The organism is Streptomyces sp. NPDC093544 (assembly GCF_040683495.1).
GTDB lineage: Bacteria > Actinomycetota > Actinomycetes > Streptomycetales > Streptomycetaceae > Streptomyces.
This window is the reverse complement of sequence record NZ_JBFBEA010000006.1, coordinates 350641-372455: the sequence shown is the minus strand read 5'-3', so window position 1 is coordinate 372455 and position 21815 is coordinate 350641. Positions and strand designations below refer to the sequence as shown.

The 21815-nt window shown below is 69.1% G+C and carries 16 protein-coding genes and 1 pseudogene; 3 read left to right on the top strand and 14 right to left on the bottom strand.

Translation table 11 applies throughout. The features are described from left to right. The 6 genes from AB0N66_RS11685 to tkt all read right to left on the bottom strand — a co-directional run. On the bottom strand, nt 1-608 hold a 608-nt coding region (locus AB0N66_RS11685; RefSeq protein ID WP_365431710.1), incomplete at its 3' end, for an NADP-dependent phosphogluconate dehydrogenase. A 5-nt stretch (nt 609-613) separates the two neighbouring features. After that, nucleotides 614-2263, bottom strand: a complete 1650-nt coding sequence (gene pgi / locus AB0N66_RS11680) for a glucose-6-phosphate isomerase (RefSeq protein ID WP_365431707.1) — start codon at nt 2261-2263, stop codon at nt 614-616. After that, on the bottom strand, nt 2256-3191 hold the full coding sequence (opcA, locus tag AB0N66_RS11675; protein ID WP_365431704.1) for a glucose-6-phosphate dehydrogenase assembly protein OpcA: 936 nt from the start codon (nt 3189-3191) through the stop codon (nt 2256-2258). Before opcA ends, pgi begins: the two co-directional genes overlap by 8 nt. Beyond that, nucleotides 3188-4846, bottom strand: coding sequence for a glucose-6-phosphate dehydrogenase (gene zwf, locus AB0N66_RS11670; protein WP_365431702.1), 1659 nt, complete (start codon nt 4844-4846; stop codon nt 3188-3190). Before zwf ends, opcA begins: the two co-directional genes overlap by 4 nt. Beyond that, nucleotides 4843-5988, bottom strand: a complete 1146-nt coding sequence (tal, locus tag AB0N66_RS11665) for a transaldolase (protein ID WP_365431699.1) — start codon at nt 5986-5988, stop codon at nt 4843-4845. The genes zwf and tal overlap by 4 nt, the downstream gene beginning before the upstream one ends. A gap of 19 nt (nt 5989-6007) precedes the next feature. Beyond that, nucleotides 6008-8107, bottom strand: a complete 2100-nt coding sequence (tkt, locus tag AB0N66_RS11660) for a transketolase (protein WP_365431696.1) — start codon at nt 8105-8107, stop codon at nt 6008-6010. Between the two features lie 145 nt (nt 8108-8252). Between tkt and AB0N66_RS11655 the strand changes: the two genes are divergently transcribed. Continuing rightward, nucleotides 8253-9170, top strand: a complete 918-nt coding sequence (locus AB0N66_RS11655) for an AraC family transcriptional regulator (RefSeq protein ID WP_365431693.1) — start codon at nt 8253-8255, stop codon at nt 9168-9170. A 51-nt stretch (nt 9171-9221) separates the two neighbouring features. Here the strand turns inward: AB0N66_RS11655 and AB0N66_RS11650 are convergent, their stop codons facing one another. After that, nucleotides 9222-10184, bottom strand: a complete 963-nt coding sequence (locus tag AB0N66_RS11650; protein ID WP_365431690.1) for a zinc-binding dehydrogenase — start codon at nt 10182-10184, stop codon at nt 9222-9224. A gap of 194 nt (nt 10185-10378) precedes the next feature. Between AB0N66_RS11650 and AB0N66_RS11645 the strand changes: the two genes are divergently transcribed. Beyond that, a complete protein-coding gene (locus AB0N66_RS11645) occupies nt 10379-11008 on the top strand; it encodes a helix-turn-helix domain-containing protein (protein ID WP_365431687.1) in 630 nt (209 codons plus the stop codon). Between the two features lie 49 nt (nt 11009-11057). On the opposite strand, the gene AB0N66_RS11640 is transcribed toward AB0N66_RS11645, so the two are convergent. The 3 genes from AB0N66_RS11640 to AB0N66_RS11630 all read right to left on the bottom strand — a co-directional run bounded on the left by AB0N66_RS11640 (nt 11058) and on the right by AB0N66_RS11630 (nt 13838). After that, nucleotides 11058-12302: an Ig-like domain-containing protein gene (locus AB0N66_RS11640; RefSeq protein WP_365431776.1), complete on the bottom strand. Its 1245-nt coding sequence runs from the start codon at nt 12300-12302 to the stop codon at nt 11058-11060. Nucleotides 12303-12648: 346 nt separating this feature from the next. Then, nucleotides 12649-13401 carry an IclR family transcriptional regulator gene (locus AB0N66_RS11635; protein WP_365431773.1) on the bottom strand — a complete coding sequence of 251 codons (753 nt, stop codon included), beginning with the start codon at nt 13399-13401 and terminating at the stop codon, nt 12649-12651. An 11-nt stretch (nt 13402-13412) separates the two neighbouring features. Beyond that, complete coding sequence (locus tag AB0N66_RS11630; protein WP_365431684.1) at nt 13413-13838, bottom strand: MarR family transcriptional regulator; 426 nt, start codon at nt 13836-13838, stop codon at nt 13413-13415. 291 nt (nt 13839-14129) lie between these two features. Between AB0N66_RS11630 and AB0N66_RS11625 the strand changes: the two are divergent. Further along, nucleotides 14130-14287, top strand: a pseudogene (locus AB0N66_RS11625) (SDR family NAD(P)-dependent oxidoreductase); the annotation flags it as partial. A gap of 12 nt (nt 14288-14299) precedes the next feature. Here AB0N66_RS11625 and AB0N66_RS11620 read toward each other — a convergent pair. From AB0N66_RS11620 to AB0N66_RS11605, 4 genes are all read right to left on the bottom strand, one after another. After that, entirely contained in the window at nt 14300-15964 is a 1665-nt protein-coding gene (locus AB0N66_RS11620) for a PHP domain-containing protein (protein WP_365431681.1), read from the bottom strand. Between the two features lie 22 nt (nt 15965-15986). Then, nucleotides 15987-17849, bottom strand: a complete 1863-nt coding sequence (locus AB0N66_RS11615; RefSeq protein WP_365431678.1) for a LamG-like jellyroll fold domain-containing protein — start codon at nt 17847-17849, stop codon at nt 15987-15989. A gap of 141 nt (nt 17850-17990) precedes the next feature. Beyond that, on the bottom strand, nt 17991-20912 hold the full coding sequence (locus AB0N66_RS11610) for a glycoside hydrolase family 2 TIM barrel-domain containing protein (protein ID WP_365431675.1): 2922 nt from the start codon (nt 20910-20912) through the stop codon (nt 17991-17993). Beyond that, on the bottom strand, nt 20909-21808 hold the full coding sequence (locus AB0N66_RS11605) for a carbohydrate ABC transporter permease (protein WP_365431672.1): 900 nt from the start codon (nt 21806-21808) through the stop codon (nt 20909-20911). Before AB0N66_RS11605 ends, AB0N66_RS11610 begins: the two co-directional genes overlap by 4 nt. Nucleotides 21809-21815 lie beyond the last annotated feature (7 nt).

The window sequence follows — 21815 nt, the reverse complement described above, 5'->3', positions numbered from 1 at the left end:
TCCTGCCAGGAGCGGAAGACCTCGCGTACGTCGGTGACGGAGTCGACCTTCTCCAGGAGTTCCCAGCCCTCGGCGTAGGCCTGCATCATGGCGTATTCGATGCCGTTGTGGACCATCTTGGAGAAGTGGCCGGCGCCGACCTTGCCGGCGTGGACGAAGCCGAAGTCGCCCTCGGGCTTGAGGGCGTCGAAGACCGGCTGGACCTTGGCGATGTTCTCGGCGTCGCCGCCGACCATCAGTGCGTAGCCGTTCTCCAGGCCCCACACGCCGCCGGAGACGCCTGCGTCGACGAAGCCGATGCCTTTGATGCCGAGTTCGACGGCGTGCTTCTCGTCGTCCGTCCAGCGGGAGTTGCCGCCGTCCACGACAACGTCACCGGGCTTCAGGAGGGCGGCCAGCTCGTCGATGGTGGACTGGGTCGCGGCGCCCGCCGGGACCATCACCCACACCACCCGCGGGCCTTCGAGCTTGCCCACGAGTTCGGCGAGACTGCTCACATCGGCGATGTCGGGATTGTGGTCGTAGCCGATGACGGTGTGGCCCGCGCGGCGGATGCGCTCCCGCATGTTGCCGCCCATTTTACCGAGGCCGATCAGTCCGAGCTGCATGTCGTTCACTTCTTCCGGAGAGTGCGGTAAGCGGCCACGAGGGCGGCGGTGGAGGGATCGAGGCCGGGCACGTCAGCGCCTTCGGTGACGGCGGGCTCCACGCGCCTGGCGAGGACCTTGCCCAGCTCGACGCCCCACTGGTCGAAGGAGTCGATGTTCCAGATCGCACCCTGGACGAACACCTTGTGCTCGTAGAGGGCGATCAACTGGCCGAGCACCGAGGGAGTCAACTCGGCTGCCAGGATGGTTGTGGTGGGGTGGTTTCCGCGGAACGTGCGGTGCGCCACCTGCTCCTCGGGGACCCCCTCGGCACGGACCTCGTCGCTGGTCTTGCCGAAGGCGAGGGCCTGTCCCTGTGCGAAGAGGTTGGCCATCAACAGGTCGTGCTGGGCCTTGAGTTCGTCACTCAGCTCGCCGACCGGGTTGGCGAAACCGATCAGGTCGGCCGGGATCAACCTCGTACCCTGGTGGATGAGCTGGTAGTACGCGTGCTGCCCGTTGGTGCCGGGCGTGCCCCACACCACCGGACCGGTCTGCCACTCCACGAGGTGACCGTCCCGGTCCACGGACTTGCCGTTGGACTCCATGTCCAGCTGCTGCAAGTAGGCGGTGAACTTGGACAGATAGTGGGAGTACGGCAGCACCGCGTGCGACTGGGCGTCGAAGAAATTGCCGTACCAGACGCCCAACAGGCCAAGCAGCAAAGGTGCGTTGGACTCCGGGGCCGCGGTCCGGAAGTGCTCGTCGACCACGAAGAACCCGTCGAGCAGCTCGCGGAACCGGTCCGGGCCGATCGCGATCATCAGGGACAGACCGATCGCCGAGTCGAACGAGTACCGCCCGCCGACCCAGTCCCAGAACTCGAACATGTTGGCCGTGTCGATGCCGAAGTCCGCGACCTTCTCGGAGTTCGTGGACAGCGCGACGAAGTGCTTGGCCACGGCGTCGGAGTCGCCGCCGAGACCGGCGAGCAGCCAGGTCCGTGCCGAGGTCGCGTTCGTGATGGTCTCGATGGTCGTGAAGGTCTTCGAGGCGACGATGAAGAGGGTTTCCGCCGGGTCGAGATCCCGGACGGCCTCGTGCAGATCGGCTCCGTCGACGTTCGAGACGAAGCGGACCGTCAACTCGCGGTCGGTGAAGGCGCGCAGTGCCTCGTACGCCATCGCCGGGCCGAGGTCGGAGCCGCCGATGCCGATGTTGACGACATTGCGGATGCGCCGGCCGGTGTGTCCGGTCCACTTGCCCGAGCGGACCTGCTCGGCGAAGTCGGTCATCTTGTCGAGGACCGCGTGCACGGCGGGGACGACGTTCTCACCGTCGACCTCGACGACCGCGTCGCGCGGGGCGCGCAGCGCGGTGTGCAGGACGGCCCGCCGCTCGGTGACGTTGATCTTCTCGCCGCGGAACATGGCGTCGCGCAGCCCGAACACGCCGGTGGCGGTGGCCAGTTCCTGGAGCAGGGCGAGCGTCTCGTCGGTGATCAGATGCTTGGAGTAGTCGATACGCAGGTCGCCTACGCGTACGACATAGCGCTCCGCGCGAGCGGGGTCGGCGGCGAACAGCTCACGCAGCCGCGGGTGCAGGAGCTCACCGGCACGGTGGTCCTCCAGGGCCACCCACTCGGGGCGCCGCGTGAGCTTGGGAGAGTCAGACATGACGGGCGGTCTCCTTGGTGCCCTCGCCCCGCAGGGCGATGGCGTACATCTCGTCCGCGTCGAGGCGGCGCAGCTCCTCGGCGATCAGCTCGGAGGTGGAGCGCACCTTCAGCGCGAGGGTGCGGGAGGGCTGTCCGGGGAGGGACAGCGTGGCCAGCGGGCCGTCGGGGCGGTCGATCACGATCTCGCCGCCCTTCGTGCCGAGCCGTACGGCGGTCACCACGGGCCCCGCGGTGACGACACGCTCGACCGGGACCTTGAGACGGGCCTCCAGCCAGCGGGCCAGCAGCTCGGCGCTCGGGTTGTCGGCCTCGCTCTCGACGGCCGCCGAGGTCACCTTCGTACGGGACTGGTCGAGCGCGGCGGCCAGCATCGAGCGCCACGGCGTCAGCCGGGTCCACGCCAGGTCGGTGTCACCGGGCGCGTACGAGGCGGCGCGGGCCTCCAGCGCACCCAGCGGGTTCTCGACGGCGTACATGTCGGTGATCCGGCGCTGTGCGAGGGCGCCCAGCGGGTCCTTGGCCGGGACCTCGGGGGCGTCCACCGGCCACCAGACGACGACCGGCGCGTCGGGCAGCAGCAGCGGCAGGACCACCGAGTCCGCGTGGTCGGTCACCTCGCCGTACGTCCGCAGGACGACCGTCTCACCGGTGCCCGCGTCCGAGCCGACCCGCACTTCCGCGTCCAGTCGGGACTGCGTGCGGTCGCGCGGGCTACGGGCGACCCGCTTGATGACGACCAGGGTGCGCGAGGGGTGCTCGCGCGAGGCCTCCTCGGCCGCCTTGATGGAGTCGTACGCGTTCTCCTCGTCGGTCACGATGACCATCGTGAGAACCATGCCCACGGCAGGTGTGCCGATTTCGCGGCGGCCCTTCACGAGCGCTTTGTTGATCTTGCTTGCCGTGGTGTCGGTGAGGTCGATCTTCATGGCCTGCGCCAGCTCCGTCCGTCTCGTGCGAGCATCTCGTCGGCTTCCTTCGGGCCCCAGCTGCCCGAGGGGTACTGCGCGGGCTTGCCGTCCTTCTCCCAGTAACCCTCGATCGGGTCGAGGATCTTCCAGGACTCTTCCACCTCCTGGTGACGGGGAAAGAGATTGGCGTCGCCGAGCAGGACATCCAGGATCAGACGTTCGTACGCCTCCGGGCTGGACTCCGTGAACGACTCGCCGTAAGCGAAGTCCATCGTGACGTCCCGGATCTCCATCGACGTACCCGGCACCTTCGATCCGAAGCGCACGGTCATGCCCTCGTCGGGCTGGACGCGGATGACGATCGCGTTCGCGCCGAGTTCCTCGGTGGCCGTCGAGTCGAAGGGGGAGTGGGGGGCGCGCTGGAAGACCACCGCGATCTCCGTCACCCGGCGGCCCAGCCGCTTGCCGGTCCTGAGGTAGAAGGGGACGCCCGCCCAGCGGCGGTTGTCGACCTCCAGCTTCACGGCCGCGTAGGTGTCGGTCGTCGACTTGGGGTCGATGCCGTCCTCCTGGAGATAGCCGCGCACCTGCTCGCCGCCCTGCCAGCTCGCCGCGTACTGCCCGCGCACGGTGTGCTCGCCCAGCTTCTCCGGCAGCTTCACGGCCTTGAACACCTTGAGCTTCTCGGTGAGCAGCGACTCGGCGTCGAAGGCGGCGGGCTCCTCCATGGCGGTCAGCGCCATCAGCTGGAGGAGGTGATTCTGGATCACATCGCGGGCGGAGCCGATGCCGTCGTAGTAGCCCGCCCGGCCGCCGATGCCTATGTCCTCGGCCATCGTGATCTGTACGTGGTCGACGTACGACCGGTTCCAGATGGGCTCGTACATCTGATTGGCGAAGCGGAGCGCCAGGATGTTCTGGACGGTCTCCTTGCCGAGGTAGTGGTCGATGCGGAACACCTGCTCCGGGTCGAACACCTCGTGCAGGATCTTGTTCAGCTCACGCGCGCTGTCCAGGTCGCGCCCGAACGGCTTCTCGATGACCGCGCGCCGCCAGGAACCCTCCGGCGCGTCCGCGAGCCCGTGCTTCTTGAGCTGCTTGACGACCTTGGGGAAGAACTTCGGCGGTACGGAGAGATAGAAGGCGTAGTTGCCACTGGTGCCGCGGGAGGAGTCCAACTCGTCGACGGCCGTGCGGAGTTGCTTGAACGCCGCGTCGTCGTCGAAATCGCCCGGGATGAACCGCATGCCCTCCGCGAGCTGCTGCCAGACCTCCTCGCGGAACTCCGTACGCGCGTGCTCGCGCACCGAGTCGTGCACCACCTGCGCGAAGTCCTGGTCCTCCCACTCGCGGCGGGCGAACCCGAGGAGCGAGAAGCCCGGCGGGAGCAGACCGCGGTTGGCGAGGTCGTAGACGGCGGGCATCAGCTTCTTGCGGGACAGGTCGCCCGTGACGCCGAAGATGACAAGGCCCGAGGGACCCGCGATACGGGGGAGGCGGCGGTCCCGGGGGTCACGAAGGGGGTTGGACCAGTCGAGGAACGAATCGAGGTCCACAGCGGTGGTCCCGTCCGCGCTCACTGCGGTCGGTTCCACGGCCGCGTCACCAGATCCCTCCGGCGTGGCGGACGCAACCTGCGGGGCACTGTCGGGATGCGTTTCATGCTTGGTCATTCCCCCTCAACTCCCTTGCCACGCAAGGAGGCCGCCACCGCGTCGAGCAGATCCACCCAGGCGGCCTCGAACTTCGAGACGCCCTCGTCCTCCAGCTGCTTCACGACCTCCTCGTACGAGATCCCGAGACCCTCGACAGCCGCCAGATCGGCCCGGGCCTGGGCGTAGCCGCCGGTCACCGCGTCGCCGTGGATGTCGCCGTGGTCGGCGGTGGCGTTGAGGGTCGCCTCCGGCATCGTGTTGACCGTGCCGGGTGCGACCAGCTCGTCGACGTACAGGGTGTCCTTGTACGCCGGGTCCTTCACGCCCGTGGAGGCCCACAGGGGGCGCTGCTTGTGGGCGCCGGAGGGGGCGAGCGCGGTCCAGCGGGCGGAAGCGAAGACCTCTTCGTACGCCTCGTACGCGAGCCGGGCGTTGGCGAGCGCCGCCTTGCCCTTGAGGGCGAGTGCCTCGTCCGTGCCGGCCTTCGCGAGGCGCTTGTCGATCTCGCTGTCGACGCGGGAGACGAAGAAGGAGGCCACGGAGTGGATGGTCGCGAGGTCGATGCCCGCGGCCTGCGCCTTCTCCAGGCCTGCCAGATAGGCGTCCATGACCTCGCGGTAGCGCTCCAGGGAGAAGATCAGCGTCACGTTGACGCTGATGCCCCGGCCGATGACCTCGGTGATCGCCGGGAGGCCGGCCTTCGTCGCGGGGATCTTGATCATCACGTTCGGGCGGTCGACCAGCCAGGCGAGCTGCTTGGCCTCGGCGATCGTCGGGGCGGTGCGGTGGGCCAGGCGGGGGTCGACCTCGATGGAGACCCGGCCGTCACGGCCGCCGGTCGCGTCGTACACCGGCCGCAGGATGTCCGCGGCGGCACGGACGTCGGCGGTCGTCATCATGCGGACGGCCTCGTCGACCGTCACCCCGCGGGTGGCGAGGTCGGCCAGCTGCTCCTCGTAACCCTCGCCCGAGCCGATCGCGGCCTGGAAGATGGAGGGGTTGGTGGTGACGCCCACCACGTGCTTGGTCTCGATGAGTTCGGCGAGGTTGCCGGACGTGATGCGCTTGCGCGAGAGGTCGTCCAGCCAGATGGAGACGCCTTCGTCGGAGAGGCGCTTCAGGGTTGCCGCGGGTGCGGTTGCTTCGGTCACGGTGATCATCTTCCTTCGTGCGATCGGATTAACCGCGGAGCGCGGCCAGCGATTCCCGGGCGGCGGCGGCGACGTCGTCCGGGGTGAAGCCGAACTCGGCGAACAGGGTCTTGGCGTCGGCGGAGGCGCCGAAGTGCTCCAGCGAAACGATGCGTCCCGCGTCACCGACGTACCGGTACCAAGTCAGACCGATGCCCGCCTCGACCGCCACGCGGGCCTTCACGGACGGCAGAAGGACGGAGGCGCGGTACTCGGGGGATTGCTCCTCGAACCACTCCACGGACGGCATCGACACCACTCGCGTGCCCACCCCCTCGGCCTCCAGCTGCTCGCGCGCGGCGACGGCGAGCTGCACCTCGGAGCCGGTGGCGATGAGGATGACGTCGGGCGCGCTGGTCGTGGCGTCCTGGAGGACGTAACCGCCCTTCGCCGCCTCGGGGTTGGCCGGGTACGTCGGCACACCCTGGCGGGTCAGCGCCAGGCCGTGCGGGGCCGGGTGGGTGGCGTGCCGCTTGAGGATCTCGGCCCAGGCGATCGCCGTCTCGTTGGCGTCGGCCGGGCGGACGATGTTCAGGCCGGGGATGGCGCGCAGCGAGGCGAGGTGCTCGACCGGCTGGTGGGTGGGGCCGTCCTCGCCGAGGCCGATGGAGTCGTGCGTCCAGACGTACGTCACCGGGAGCTGCATCAGCGCGGAGAGGCGTACGGCGTTGCGCATGTAGTCGGAGAAGACCAGGAACGTACCGCCGTAGACACGGGTGTTGCCGTGCAGCGCGATGCCGTTCATCTCGGCGGCCATCGAGTGCTCGCGGATGCCGAAGTGGACGGTACGGCCGTACGGGTCGGCCTCCGGCAGCGGGTTGCCCTTCGGGAGGAAGGAGCTGGTCTTGTCGATGGTCGTGTTGTTCGAGCCGGCGAGGTCGGCGGAGCCGCCCCACAACTCGGGGAGTATGCCGCCGAGCGCCTGGAGGACCTTGCCGGAGGCGGCGCGGGTGGCCACCGAGGTGCCCGCCTCGAAGGACGGTAGCGCGGACTCCCAGCCCTCGGGCAGCTGACCGGCCACGACACGGTCGAAGAGCTTCGCGTGCTCGGGCTGCGCGGTGCGCCACTCGGCGAGCCGCTTGTCCCAGGCGGTGTGTGCCTCGGCGCCGCGGTCGAGGGCCCGGCGGGCGTGGGCGAGTACCTCGTCGGAGACCTCGAAGGTCTTCTCCGGGTCGAAGCCGAGGACGCGCTTGGTGGCCGCGATCTCGTCGGCGCCGAGCGCCGAGCCGTGCGAGGCCTCGGTGTTCTGCGCGGTCGGCGCGGGCCAGGCGATGATCGTGCGCATCGCGATGATCGAGGGGCGCCCGGTCTCCGCCTGCGCCGCCTTGAGCGCCGTGTGCAGCGCGTGCACATCGATGTCGCCGTCGGCCGAGGGCGCGATCCGCTGCACATGCCAGCCGTACGCCTCGTACCGCTTGAGCACGTCCTCGGAGAACGCCGTCGCCGTGTCGCCCTCGATGGAGATGTGGTTGTCGTCGTAGACGAAGACGAGGTTGCCGAGCTTCTGGTGGCCGGCCAGGGACGAGGCCTCGGCGGAGATGCCCTCCTCCAGGTCGCCGTCCGAGACGATCGCCCAGATGGTGTGGTCGAAGGGCGACTCGCCCTCCGGCGCCTCGGGATCGAAGAGGCCACGCTCGTAGCGGGCGGCCATCGCCATGCCCACGGCGTTGGCAGCGCCCTGGCCGAGCGGCCCTGTCGTCGTCTCGACGCCTGCCGTGTGGCCGTACTCCGGGTGGCCCGGCGTCTTGGATCCGTGCGTGCGGAACGCCTTCAGGTCATCCAGTTCGAGTTCATAACCTGAAAGGAAGAGCTGGGTGTAGAGGGTCAGCGAGGTGTGGCCGGGAGAGAGGACGAAACGGTCGCGGCCGGTCCACTCCGGGTCGGCGGGGTCGTGACGCATCACCTTCTGGAAGAGGGTGTACGCGGCCGGGGCCAGGGCCATCGCGGTGCCGGGGTGGCCGTTTCCGACCTGCTGGACGGCATCGGCAGCCAGCAGGCGGGCGGTGTCGACGGCACGCCGGTCCAGCTCGGTCCACTCGAATCCGTCGGAGAAGCCGGCAGGTGTCTGCGGGCTCTGCTGCGTGCTCATCTTCAAGAAGTCCTCGATAAGAGCGGGTAACTGCTCTGACGCCTTCAAACTTAAAAGTCTGACTTTTGCCGGGGAAGGTGCCCGTGTGTCAGCCTTCGGTGAAAGTGGGACACCCACTGCGAGACCGAGCCGACGTGAGAGGGACATGGCGGACAGAAACGCTCAAGACGGCGCCGGGAACGACGGCGGAGCCGGCGAGGTGATCGACGGGATCAGGACCTTCCCCTTCCCGGTCGATCTGAGCCTCTCCGGCGTCGGCATGCAGGTCGGCGCGATGGGCAGCGGCCGCACCTGGCGCGCCAAGGCACTGCTGGAGCGCGTGCACCGCATCGACTTTCACGTGGTGATGCTGTTTCACTCCGGCCCCGTCCGGCACATGATCGACTTCGCCGAGTACGAGGTCTCCGCCGGCGACATCCTGTGGATCCGCCCCGGCCAGGTGCACCGCTTCTCCCACGCCGACTACGACGGCACCGCCCTGACCATGCAGCCCGGCTTCCTCCCCCGGGCGACCGTCGAGGCGACCGGCCTCTACCGCTACGACCAGCCCCCGCTGCTGCGCCCCGGCCCGGAACAACTGGCCGCTCTGGAGCACTCACTGGCCCAGCTGGAGCGCGAGTACGTCGACACCACCACGCTGCCGCTCAGCCTGCACACCTCGGTGCTGCGGCACTCCCTGACCGCGTTCCTGCTCCGACTCGCCCACCTTGCGGCCAGCTCCGCCGAGGCGGCCCGCGAACAGACCGACACCACCTTCACCCGCTTCCGGGAAGCCGTCGAGAAGGGCTTCGCCACCAACCACAGCGTCAGCGCGTACGCCGACGCCCTCGGCTACTCCCGCCGCACCCTCGTCCGAGCGGTCCGCGCGGCCACCGGTGAGACCCCGAAGGGCTTCATCGACAAGCGGGTCATCCTGGAGGCCAAGCGGCTGCTGGCCCACACGGACCTGCCCATCGGACGCATCGGTGTCGCCGTGGGTTTCCCGGACTCCGCGAACTTCTCCAAGTTCTTCCATCAGCACACGGATACGGCTCCGGCGGGGTTCCGGGCGGAACTGCGCTGAACGCCTCGCCCGGGCGCGGGATCGTGCCAAGCCCGGCGTGGATGCCTTCGACTACGGAGTCAGCACGATCCTGCCGAAGACCTCGCCCGCGTCCATCTTCTGGTGCGCCAGCACGGCTGCGTCCAGTGGCAGCACCTCGTGCACCACCGTTTCGATCTCGCTGCGGCTCGCTGCGGCGAACTGCTCGCTCCGCACGGCACGCCGGTCGGCTCCGGTGACGGTGGCCGCGCTGAAAGCGGCGAAGGACATCGACTTCTGGAACGCCGCCATGATCTTCATGCCGAAGTCCGCCGGTGGCTGGCCCGCGACAGCGCCCACGGCCACCATGCGGCCGTTCGCGTTGAGCCGATCGAAGAAGGACGGCATGTCCTTGCCGGCCGCGACGTCGATGATGACGTCATAGCCCGCGGGAGCTTGTTCCCCTCCTTCGCCGGAGCGGTCCAGCACATGGGTCGCGCCGAGACGTCGCAGCTGCTCGCCGCGCTCGGCCGAGGAGGTGGTGACCGCCACCGCCGCGGCGCCGCCGCGAGCGGCGAGTTGCACGGTCATGATGCCGATGCTGCCGGCCGCGCCACGTACCAGGACTCTCTCCCCGGGCGCGAAGTGGGCGTGGCGGAGCCCGAAGTGGGCCACCACGCCGGCACTGCCGAGTGTCACCGCGTCGACTGCGGAGAGGTTCGTGGGCAGTGGAAGGATCTCCTCGACCGTCGCGAGGGCCTGTTCGACGTAGCCTCCGCCGGTTCCGGTGAAGGCCCACACCCGCCGGCCGATCCACGAAGCGTCGACGCCGTCACCGACCGCGGTCACGGTGCCCGCCACCTCGCCGCCCGGGATGTGGCCCTCCTTGAAGCCGTAGGCGGCCAGGGCCCCGCTTCGGATCAGGGTGTCGACGCCACCGACGCCCACGGCCTCGGTGGCGATCACCACCTGTCCGGCAGCAGGTGCGGGAGCCGGCAGGTTGATAACAGCCAGACCTTCAGGCCCCCCGTACGTCTGGATCGCGATTGCCTTCAACGCCGTCTCCCATGTTCTCGGACCGATCAAGTGCGGTCGTGCTCAGCACCCGCCGCCGATCGCCGCCGACGGCGGAAGGGAGTTCACGGCGCGGCCGGGGTCCGGTCCCGGTGCTGTGTGCCCCGATGATCCAGGCGAACTGCCACGTCCCGAACGGTAACGGACGCCCCCGTCCGTTTAGGTAAAGTGAGAGCATGACCGACCGTTTGCCTCACACCCTGCGTTCCGACGCGCTGGACAACCGCGAACGCATCCTCGACGCGGCCCGGACCCTGTTTTCCGCCGATGGGCTGGACGTGCCGATGCGGGAGGTCGCACGGCGTGCCGGGGTCGGGCCCGCCACCTTGTACCGTCGCTTCCCGACCAAGCAGATGCTGGTCGCCGAAGCCTTCGCGGACCAGTTGCGCGCGTGTCGCACCATCGTCGACGAGGGGTTCGCCGATCCCGATCCGTGGCGTGGCCTCTGCCTGGTGATCGAGAAGATCTGTGAGCTGCACGCGCGGGACCGGGGCTTCACCGAAGCCTTCCTGTCGACCCTCCCGGGGGCGCCGGATGTCGCGGGCCGTGAGTACACGGTGAAGGCGGTCGCCGGACTGGCTCAGCGAGCCAAGGACGCAGGGCACCTGCGGTCCGACTTCGTCCTGGACGACCTCATTCTCATCCTCATGGCCAACAAGGGGATCCACACCAGATCGACCGACACCCAGGTCATGGCCTCCCGACGCTTCGCGGGGTTGGCGATCCAGGCGTTGGAAGCCTGCCCTCAGCACGCACCGCTGCCACCAGCGGCACGACTGGTATCCGCCGCATCGGAAAGCGCCTGACTGACCGGGGGCGAGCGGATGAACCACTGAGCCCCGTGGAGCAGATCGTCTAGAGGGCGCTGCCCGCCGTCCAGTCCGCCCAGGACAGGTTCCACCCGTTGAGACCGTTGGACGGGTCCACGGTGACCTCGTCCGAGTTCTTGACGATCACCACGTCGCCGAGCTTGGAACTCTCGTAGAACTTGTAGCCGTTCACGGAGGTGTCGTCCGCGCCCTGGGTGTCGTGCATGCTGACGCACCCGTGACTGGTGTTGCTGCTGCCGAATACCGACGTCGACGCCCAGTAGTTGCCGTGGATGAAGGTGCCGGAGGTGGTCAGTCGCTGGGCGTGCGGCACGTCGGGGATGTCGTACTCGTCGCCGAGACCGACGGTCGAGGACTCCATCCGGGTCTGCTTGAACCGCTCGCTGATCACCATGATCCCCGACCAGGTGGTGTGGTCGGCGTCGCCGCCGGTCACCGGATAGGTGGCGAGAGTCGAGCCGTCCCGCACGACCGTCATCGTCTTCGTCGCCAGGTCGACCGTGCTGATCTGGGCGCGGTCGATGTTGAAGGTGACGTCCTTGGACTGGGTGCCGTAGACGCCGTCCGTGCCCTCGACGTCCTTCAGGCGCAGACTCAGCGTGATCTTCGTACCGGCGGCCCAGTACACCTCGGGCCGGAAGTCGAGCCTGGTGTCGCTGAACCAGTGGCCGACCACCTCGACGGCGGGCTCCGCCGTCACCGTGATCGCCTTCTCGACGGCGGCCCGGTCGGAGACGGCCTTCGTGAAGTTGATCGACACGGGCATGCCGACGCCGGAGGTCGAATTCGCCTCGGGGGTGAAATATCCCACGAAGGTCTCGCCGGGAGACTTGGTGGTGAAGGTCGCCGTCTTCGCGTCGGCTCCTTCCGCCTGGGCCGTCACCGTGTATTTGGTGCCGGAGAACGGGTTCTCGCTCGACGTCCATTTCGTACGGGCGTCGTTGTAGGACCCGGCCAGAGTGGAGCCGTCGTTGCCGGTGACCTTCACGGCCGACAGGGTGCCGTCCGCCACGGCGACCTCGACCGGGCTGGTGAATCCCGCCTTCGTCGTGCCGTCGGCGGGGGTGACGGTGATCGTCGGCGTCTTGGCCTTCGTCTCCGCGTTCGTCTCCGCTTTCGTACTAGCCGCGGGCGTCGCGGTCGTCTCCTCCGAGGCGTCCGCCGAGCCGCTGCAGCCCGTCAGGACGGCGGCCGGGACGGCACCGAGCACGGCGAGGATTCCGCGCCGGGACCACGCCGGACGTTCGGACCGGTTCGATGCCTGCCGCACGGACCGGTTCGGTATCTGCTCGGACCAGTTCGATATCTGAGGGTCGACCACGGCACGCCTTTCTTAGATCACCACCACTGCCGGTGCATCCTGCGCCCCTTCTGTGAGTGGATCCTTTGAATCTGCCGGGTCCCGCCTGAGATTCCCGTCACCTTCTCTGCCGTGCACGGCAGAGAACGCGCACCCGGTCGTGCACGTGGATCCCGGCGACGGCGCCGGCCGGACCAGCGAGGCCGCACGGACGAGACGACAGGAGGAACGGTCCTGAGCGGGCCGTCCCGGTGTCGCCACCGTCGTACGGCTATGTCCTCACCGCTGAGAGCGGAATCCCGGACCCGCGGAATCCTCAGCGCGCCTCCGGCCGCCACCCCAGCGCCCGCGAGATCCCGCGTGCCGCGACCCGCACGGCCGGGATCAACACCGGTACCTGCGCGTCGACATGAGGGACCACGACCGACACGGCGGCGATCACCGAGCCGCCCGTGCCGCGCACCGGAGCGGCCACCGACAGGGCGTCGTCGGTGACCTGACGGCTGCTCACCGCCACGCCCGTGTGCCGCACTTCGGCCAGTTCTCGGCGCAGCCTCACCGGATCGGTGACGGTGTACGGGGTGAAGGCGGCCAACAGGCTTTCGCAGTACGCCTCTTGGAACGAGGGGTCGCAGTGCGCGAGCAGCGCGAGGCCCACGCCGGTGGCGTGCAGCGGCCAGCGGGCGCCGACCTGGATGCGTACGCCGACGGCCGAGCGCCCGGAGATCCACTCGATATAGACGACTTCCGAGCCGTCACGGACCGCCAACTGCACGTTCTCGTGGGTCGCTTCGTACAGATCCTCCAGATACGGCAGGGCGATCTGGCGCAGCGCGAGCCCCCGCGGAGCGAGCGCCGCGACCTCCCAGAGGCGCAGTCCCACGTGGTAGACGCCCTCCTCGTCCCGTTCCAGGGCGCCCCATTCGGTGAGCGCTCCGACGAGCCGGTGCGCCGTGGTGAGGGTGAGCCCGGCCCGGCGGCTGATGTCCGTCAGGGAGAGCGCCGGGTGCTCGTGGTCGAACGCGGCGAGCACGGCGAGGAGGCGTTCGGGTGCGGACAGCGTGGTCATGGCCATGGTCATCAGCCGAGTTCGGCTTCGGCGACCCGTTGCAGGAGCGTGTGCAGGGTGCGTCGCTCGGCGGGGTCCAAGGGCTGGAGGAGGTCGTTCGTCACGCGCGGTCCGGTCTCGTCGGTGCCCCGCAGGAAGGCCCGGCCGTCCTCGGTCAGGACGACGATCCGGCTGCGGCGGTCGTCGGGTGAGGGGCGCCGCTCGGCGAAACCGAGCTTCTCCAGGTCGTCGACGAGCCCGACGATCGCGCTCGGGTCGTAGCCGAGCCGCGAGCTCAGTTCCCGTTGCAGCGCGCCGTCGGAGGTGGCGAGGAAACGCAGCAGCGCGTAGTGGCGCAGCCGCAGCCCGGACTCCTGGAGGAACGTGTTGAACAGTTGCCCGGAACGCAGCCCGAGCCGGTACAGCAGGTATCCGGTGTCCGCGTGCAGCCCGCGCATCCGCGGCTCCCTGGCGTCGATGGCGTCGATCGGGGCAGGGCCCTCGGCATGGTCTGTGGCGTGCTGCTGGCCTGCGATGACGGGCTCCCTGGGCCGGGCCCCCGGGTGGGGCGGTTCGTACGTACGGAACCCAGCATGACGCGAGGGCGGGGCGGCAACAACTATTGACGTCGACAATTATTGCTCTTAGCTTCGATCTCGGAGACGCACCCTATGTGACGCGCAGCCGCATCCCTTGTGACTCCTAGTCGCACGCTCGTGACTCGTAGCCGCCTCATCCGAAGGGTGGCGGCGGAACAGGCCGTCAAGTCCATCACCGAGTCGGGCGGCAGGGCCGAGGCCGAGGTCGTTTCGGTCGGCACGGCCGAGGCCGCGGACCGGCTCGTCGGGCGGCGGTCGAGGAGTTCGGCCGGCTCGACATCCTGGTCACCAACGCGGGCATCCTTCGCGGCTGACGACCCTCAGCGGTCGGTCACGTCGACGAAGACCGGGTTCGCGTAGAACCAGGTGTCGGCCCACGGGTCACCGTCGCCCGGCGTGTGGGGAATCGGCCCGTGCGGGTCGACAGCGGCGCCCAGATACCCCGCACCGTTGCGGTTGCCGTCGCTGCCGCGCAGCCGGACGTAGAAGGACTCGTCGCCTGCCACCAGCGGGATGCGCAGTGTGTACGTCCCCTTCCGGCCGCCGACGTCCACGGTGCGCACGACCTTGGTGTCGGGCGCCCGCCAGTCGTCGCGGGCGGCGGGTCCGCGTACGGCACCGCGGATCACGTCCACGTGGGCCAACTCGGGCAGGATTCCCCGGGGGTTGGGGCGCGAGGCGCTCGTCACCGTGACGGACAGGGTCAGCCGGTCGCCCGTGCGGACGCGCAGCCGACCGCCCATCGTCACACCCCGGCCCTGGTCGCGGTCCCGCTTCAGCCGGACGTCCAGCCCGTCGATCAGGTGCCCGTGGTCGACCCAGACCCGGCCCGCGCGCAGGCCCGACATCACCGCGCGGTAGCCGTAGCGGGTCACGCCCACGTGCGTACGGCTGAACTGGCCGGGCCAGAAGTCGCTGCCGGGCTGCGAGGTGTCGGTGTTCACCGGGTCCGGCAGCTTGCCGGTGTTGTCGAAGTTCTGCCCGGCCGGCCAGTCGCCGTTCTTCCAGGTGTCGAACACGATGCGGTGGGCGTCGGAGTTGGTGGTGACCGAGAACAGCTTGCCCTCGGCGAGCAGGGCGTCCCAGAGGCCGCCGACGGTCGCGGTCGCCCAGTCGAAGCCGCCGTAGGTGACGTAGGCGTCCGCCGGGTAGCCGGGCCAGGACTGGGCCGAGGGCTTGTTCTCGTACTCGCCGCGGATCGAGTTGGTGCCGCGCCAGCCGGGGATGGCCGCGCCCTGGGCACCGGGAGCGCCCTCCATGCCGATCATGATCTCGGCCGCCGCGTCCCGCCAGTCGCGCATCTCGTACGGGGAGTCGATGCCCAGGCGCAAGGGATGGTTGGCGAGGACCAGGACATCGTCGACGTATCCGGTACGGCGTTGCTCGGCCAGCCACTTGATCGCGTCGACGGCGTGCGCCTGGTTGCGCGCGGTGTTCGGGTTGTCGGCGGCGCTGTCGGTGTAGCCGAGCAGTTTGCCGTCGTAGGCCAGCTCGAACCGCGTGAGCAGGTCAACCTCGTGGGGGCCGGGCGCGGCGAAGACGGTGGCGTGCTCGGCGGCGGGTATGTACCACTCAAGACCCTGGAAGATCAGCTGACGCGGGTTCTCGGCGCGCGCCTTGAGGATCTCCTTGCGCTCCAGCGGAGCCCCGTACTGGGCGTGCCCGAAGTTGGAGTGCTCGGTGAACACCATCCAGTCGAGGCCGTATTCGGCGCCCTTGGCGGCGAGTTGGGAGAAGGCGTACTTCGCGTCGTGGCTGTAGACCGTGTGGATGTGGTGGTCGCCGACGAGGTAGGCGAGGCGCGGATCGTTGCCGCCGAGGCTCTGTCCGTGAGCGGCCGCGGGAGTCGCCAGTGAACCGGCTGCGAAGGCGGCACTGAACAGGCCTGCCCGGCAAAGGAGTTGGCGTCTGGAGACGCCTTGCGCGTCGAGACGGGACTCGGGGACGGACGGATCGGCCCAGGTGGGCAGTTGCTGCTCGGTCATGATGGGTGTGGGTTCCCTTGGGTCAGTGGTTCATGAACGACGTGACGGGCAGGGCGCGTTCGACGATCCGTACGTCCCCGAGCCGGCCGTACAGGATCTGGTCGATCTTCCCCGCGTACTCGTAGCCGCCGAGCAGCCAGGGCAGCCCGAGGGCAGTGAGTCCGACGGCGACCGCGGTGGGGTTGCGGGCGACGGGGCAGCCCTGGACGTACATCGTCGTGTGCGAGCCGTCGTTGATGACGGCGACGTGCCACCACTGCTCCCGGGCCGTCTCGTCTCCCCAGTTGGTGGCGATGCCCTGCTGGTTGAGCGGGCGCACCGCCCACTGCGGTCCTGGCCCTTCGAACAGGGACAGTGTGGCGAGCGGCTCTTCCGGGTCGCCCTCCGTCTTGCCGGCGCCGCCACCGGTGCCGGTGCGGCTGATCAGCCCGGCCCACGCGTTGTGCGCGGGGTCCCAGTCGGCGGGCACCTGGTAGAAGGTCTCGATGGTGTAACCACGGCTGAAGGTCGCCGAGTTGAGGGGCGCGCCGTCGATGGTGCGCAGGTAAGCCCCCTTCAACGGAGGCTTGCCGCCCTGGAAGCTGAGGCTGCCGTGCCCCGGCTGGTCCGGGTGATGGGCCGAGGACCAGGTGGGGGCGCCGTCGCCGACCTTGACCGGCGTCAGATCGTTGCCGTGCCCCGACAGATCGCGCACGGTCCCCTCGACCGCCGTACCGTCCTCGTGTCCGTCGAAGCGCCAGTACGCCACCGTGCCCCGGACCAGCATCTTCGCGGCGGATCGCGACGGGCGCGCGGGCACCGGTGCGAAGCCCGAGAAGCGCTTCTCGAAGTCGATGTCGACCGAGAACCGGTCGGCCTCGCCGCTGAGTTCCATCTCCTGGCGCTCCAGCTCGTTGAGCCCCTGGGCCGCCCGGCCCAGGATCCACGGCGAAACCGTCTCGACGTCGATGGTGTCCCGGTCGAGGTCGAAGCGGTAGAGACGGATCATCGCCGCGCCGCCGTAGTAACGGTTCTGATAGTTCGTCAGGTGCAGGTGGACGTCGTTCCCGGCCGCGTTCGTGCGGGTGGCGCGGGCCGCTGGCCAGTAGTGCCCGTTGAGGGTGAGGAAGATCTGGTCGTGGTCACGGATCAACTGGTCCCAGAGCTGTTGGCCGTACCAGGAGAGGGCGTCGTCGCCTTGGACGAGTTCGTGCGTGGTGAGGATGACGGGTGTCTTCGGATGCTGGGCCATGACCTCCTTCGCCCAGGCGTATCCCTTCGCCGACAGTCGCCAGTCCAGGGCGAGGACGAGCCACTGCCGGCCGGCCGCCTTGAAGAGGTGGAAGGTGTTGTAGCCGTCCGGCGAGGCACCGCCGAAGGTGCGCCTGCTCGCGAAGCGCTCCGGCCCGAAGGCGTCCAGGTAGGGGGTCGAGCCGCGCTGGTCGTCGGTGGACGACCTGATGTCGTGGTTGCCGGCCAGGACGCTGTAGCCGACGCCCCACCGGTCGAGCAGCTCGAACGCCCCGCCCGCCGCGTCGAATTCGGCCTTCGCGCCGTTCTCCGTGATGTCGCCCAGGTGGGACAGGAAGACGATGTTCTCGTCCTTGCCGCGCTCCAGGAGGTAGCGGAGTGACGCCTCGATGGGCGCCGGGTTGATGCTCGCCCCGTCGAAGAGGTACTGCGTGTCGGGCATCACGGCGAGCGTGAAGCAGCGGCTTTCGGAGTCGGGCCGCCAGGTCGCTCCCGCCGAGGCGGATACGGCCGCCTGCGCGGTCGTGACCACGGGCAGCGAGACCGCCGTCGCCGCGCCGATCAGCGCGGTGGCCCGCAGGAAGTTGCGTCTGCCGGCGCCGGCCTGGTCGGCCTCCGGCTGGTCGGCCACCGTCTGGTCATGCGAAGTACACACGTCTGCTATGCCCCATCGAAGAGTGACGAGCGAAGAGTGAAGAGTGACGAGCGAGGAGTGAGGAGTGAGGAGTGAGGAGTGAGGAGTGAGGAGTGAGGAGTGAGGAGTGGTGGGTCGCGCGTGAGCCAAGAGGTGGTGAGGTCAGAGCACGCGCAGCGTCCAGGACCAGCGGTGGGTACCGGCCGCGATGAGGTAGGAGGGCGAGGTGTCGGGCCCGCACGAGGCGGTGCCCAGGCCGCGGTGAGCGGCGTCGAGGTGCACGACACAGCCGGGCCGTGGCACCAACTCGTCGTGGTGTGCGGCGGCGGCCAGATCCTCGGCCCGGTAGTGGGTCACGGAGACCTGCGAGGGTTCCGCGAGATCCACGCTCAGGCCCGTGGCGTCCGGCGCCGACAGAGTGAAGTGCCGTACGCCGTGCCGTCCGCCGCTCTCCTGCGGGCGCAGGTAGGGGGTGAACAGCTCGTCCACGGGAAGGGTGTGGTGGTCGACGGGCGCGCCCGTGGCCCGGTCCGGGTAGGACTCCCACGGTCCTTGTCCGAACCACTCCAGGACATCGAGCCCGGCGACGGTCTCGAAGACGGAGCCGACCCGCGCCACATCGTCAAGACCGTCCGGTAGTTCGGCCGTCTCCTCGATCCGCACCCCGCCCCGAACGCGCGTGAACACCTGCTCGTGGCGCACGAGGCCCGCGCCGGTCGCGTACTGGGCGAGCACGGTGACCCGGCCGTCCTCACGGCGTACGGCGACGAGCTTCCGTACGAGCGCGTCGAGCCCCCAGTCGCGCCAGCGCGCCGCCATGCCGCCCAGCTCGTCATTGTCGGTCGGTGCCCGCCACAGCGACAGCACGGGAGCGGCCGTGAGGAGGGGGTGGACAAGGAGGCCGTCCTCGTCGACCTCGACGGGCGTGCCCTTCGGTGAAACGGGGGTCACCGGATCCGCCGCCCGCAGCCTCACCTGCGGCACACACACCTCCGTGCCGCGCGGCCCCCACGACTCGTCGTCGGCCGTCGTCACCCGCAGCGTGAGCCAGGCCTCGCCGCCCTCGTCGGGCAGGGTGAAGGGAAGCGACACCGAGGCGGATTCGCCCGGCCGTACGGCGGGCAGCTCGGCCGGCGCCGTGAGTGTGCCGCCGTCCGCGAGGGCGAGCGACCACTCGGCCGCCAGCCACTCCAGTCCCCGGAAGTGCTGGTGATTGGCCACCCGGAGCTCGCCCCGGTCGTAGGCCAGCCGCACCGGCGCCGCGATCTCGCGGTGTTCGTACATCACCGGCTTGGGGGTGCGGTCGGGAAAGACGATCCCGTCGGCGATGAAAGCTCCGTCATGAATCACCTCTCCGAAGTCGCCGCCGTACGCCCAGCGGTGGCCGGGTGCGACGACACCCTTGTCGTAGAGGCCGACGCCTCCGAGTCCGGCCGGTCTTCCGTCATTCACTCGTTGGAGAATGCCGTGGTCCCAGAACTCCCAGATGAAACCGCCCTGAAGACCCGGGGTTGACTCGATGGCGGCCCAGTGGTCGGCGAGCGTTCCGTTGCTGTTGCCCATGGCGTGCGAGTACTCGCACTGGATGAGCGGTTTGGTCTGCCTGCCGGAGAGGGCGTGGGCGACACAGTCCTCGACGGGCGCGTACATGGGGCAGGCGATGTCGGAGGCGAGCGCCGGGTCGGCCCAGCCGAGCTTGGCCGCGCCCTCGTACTGGAGCGGCCGGGTCGGGTCGTGGCGGCGGAGCCAGCCCGCCGCCCCGTCATGGTTGGCGCCGTAGTCGGACTCGTTGCCGAGCGACCAGATGATGACTGAGGGGTGGTTCTTGTCGCGCAGGACCATCCGCGCGACGCGGTCCACGAAAGCGCCCAGATAGCGGAGGTCGTCGGCGATCTCGTGGGCGTGGTCATGCGACTCGATATCGGCCTCGTCCACGACGTAGAAGCCCAGTTCGTCCGCGAGGTCGAGCAGCGAGGGGTCGTTCGGATAGTGGGCGGCGCGGATCGCGTTGAAGCCGAAGCGCTTCAGCAGTTTCAGGTCCGCGCGCATGTCGTCGTAGGACACCGTCCGTCCCGTCAGCGGATGGAAGTCGTGCCGGTTGACGCCGCGGAGGTAGACGCGCTCGCCGTTGAGGAGCAGGTCCCGGCCGCGGATCTCGACCTCGCGGAAGCCCACGCGGTGGTGCGAGGTGTCGGCGACGGAGCCGTCGGCGCGGTGCAGCCGGACGGCGAGGCCGTACAGCTCGGGTGTTTCCGCCGTCCATGCCCGGACGTTGTCGACGACCGTGCCGAGCCGTGCCTCGCCGAGGAAGTCGGAGACCCGGCCGTCCTCCTCGTTGAAGCGGTCGAACTCCACGTCCTGGGCGATGAGTTGGGTTTCCAGCTGTCCGGTGACATACCAGCCCTCGGGGAGCGGGCCCGACGCGTGCCGCACCTGGCAGTCCACCCGCAGGTCGCCGTCGAGTCGTGTCCGCACGGTCACGTCGGCCAGATGCAGCGGATCGGTCGCGTACAGAAGGACCGGGCGGGTGATGCCGCCGTGCCACCACTGGTCCTGGTCCTCGATGTGCGAGGCGTCCGACCACTTCACGACGGTGAGCCGCACGCTGTGGGACGCGCCGGGGTGCAGGAAGGTGGAGAGGTCGAACTCCGCCGCCAGGTGCGAGTCCTTGGAGACGCCGACAGGGCGCCCGTCCACGTGGACGAGGAGCACACTCTCGGCGGCGCCCACCTGGAGCACGATCCGCCGGCCCGCCCACTCGGCCGGAACGGCGACCTCACGCTCGTACAGGCCCGTCGGGTTGGCCGCCGCAGACGCGGGCGGGAACTCGCCCCACGGCATACGGGCGTTGGTGTACCAGGGCAGGTCGTCGGTGTCCTGGAGGGTCCAGGCGCCGGGGACGTGCGTCGAGGACCACTCGGGGCCGGGCTCCGCGACAGGCGCCGGCAGCAGCTGGAACCGCCACTCACCGTCGAGGGACAGGGCCTGGGAGCGCCGGTCCACGGCGTTCATCGGCAGACGCCCCCAGGAGGTCACCTCAGGTGCCTCCCAGGGGCGCAGGGCGATCAGCGGATCGCTCGTCAACGGATGGCTCCCTTACCGAGGTCGCCGATGATCTGCTTGGCGCCGATCGCGAAGACGATCAACAGGGGGATGAGGGCGAGCAGTGCGCCCGTCATCACCATTCCGTAGTCGGTCGTGCCGTGGACGCCGTTGAGCTGGGACAGGGCGACCTGGAGGGTCACGTTGTCCGGATTGGTGAGGGCGATCAGCGGCCAGGCGTAGTCGTTCCACTGGCCCATGAAGGTGAAGATGCCGAGGAAGGCGAGGCCGGGGCGGACGACAGGGAGCGCCACGTGCCAGTACTGGCGCAGGAATCCGGCGCCGTCGAGCTTCGAGGCGTCGATCAGCTCGTCGTGGATGGCGCTCTTCATGTACTGGCGCATCCAGAAGATGCCGAACGCGTTGGCCGCGGCCGGGACGATCAGTGCGGTCATCGTGCCGATCCAGCCCAGCTTCGCCATGATCACGAACTGCGGGATGGCCTGGAGCTGCGCCGGGACCATGAAGATCGCCATCATCACGGCGAACAGCGTCCGGCGGCCCGGGAACTGGAACTTGGCGAAGACGAACGCGGCCAGCGAGTCGAAGAACAGGACCAGGAACGTCACCGAGGTCGCGACAAGCAGCGAGTTGAACATCGACCCGAAGAAGTCGACGTTGTCGAAGAGATGGCGGACGTTCTCGAAGAGGTGCGAGCCGGGCAGCAGCTTCGGCGGGTAGGAGAAGATCTCCGTCGACTGATGCGTCGACATGATCACGGCCCAGTAGAACGGGAAGACCGAGAGCAACAGGCCGACGATCAGGACCAGATGGAGGGCGATGCCCCGGCGCTGTGACCCCTTGATGGACTGGACGGGTGAGGTGCGCTCTGGACCTTTGACGGACGTCGTACGCCCTGAACCTTTGATGGATGACATGGTCGGG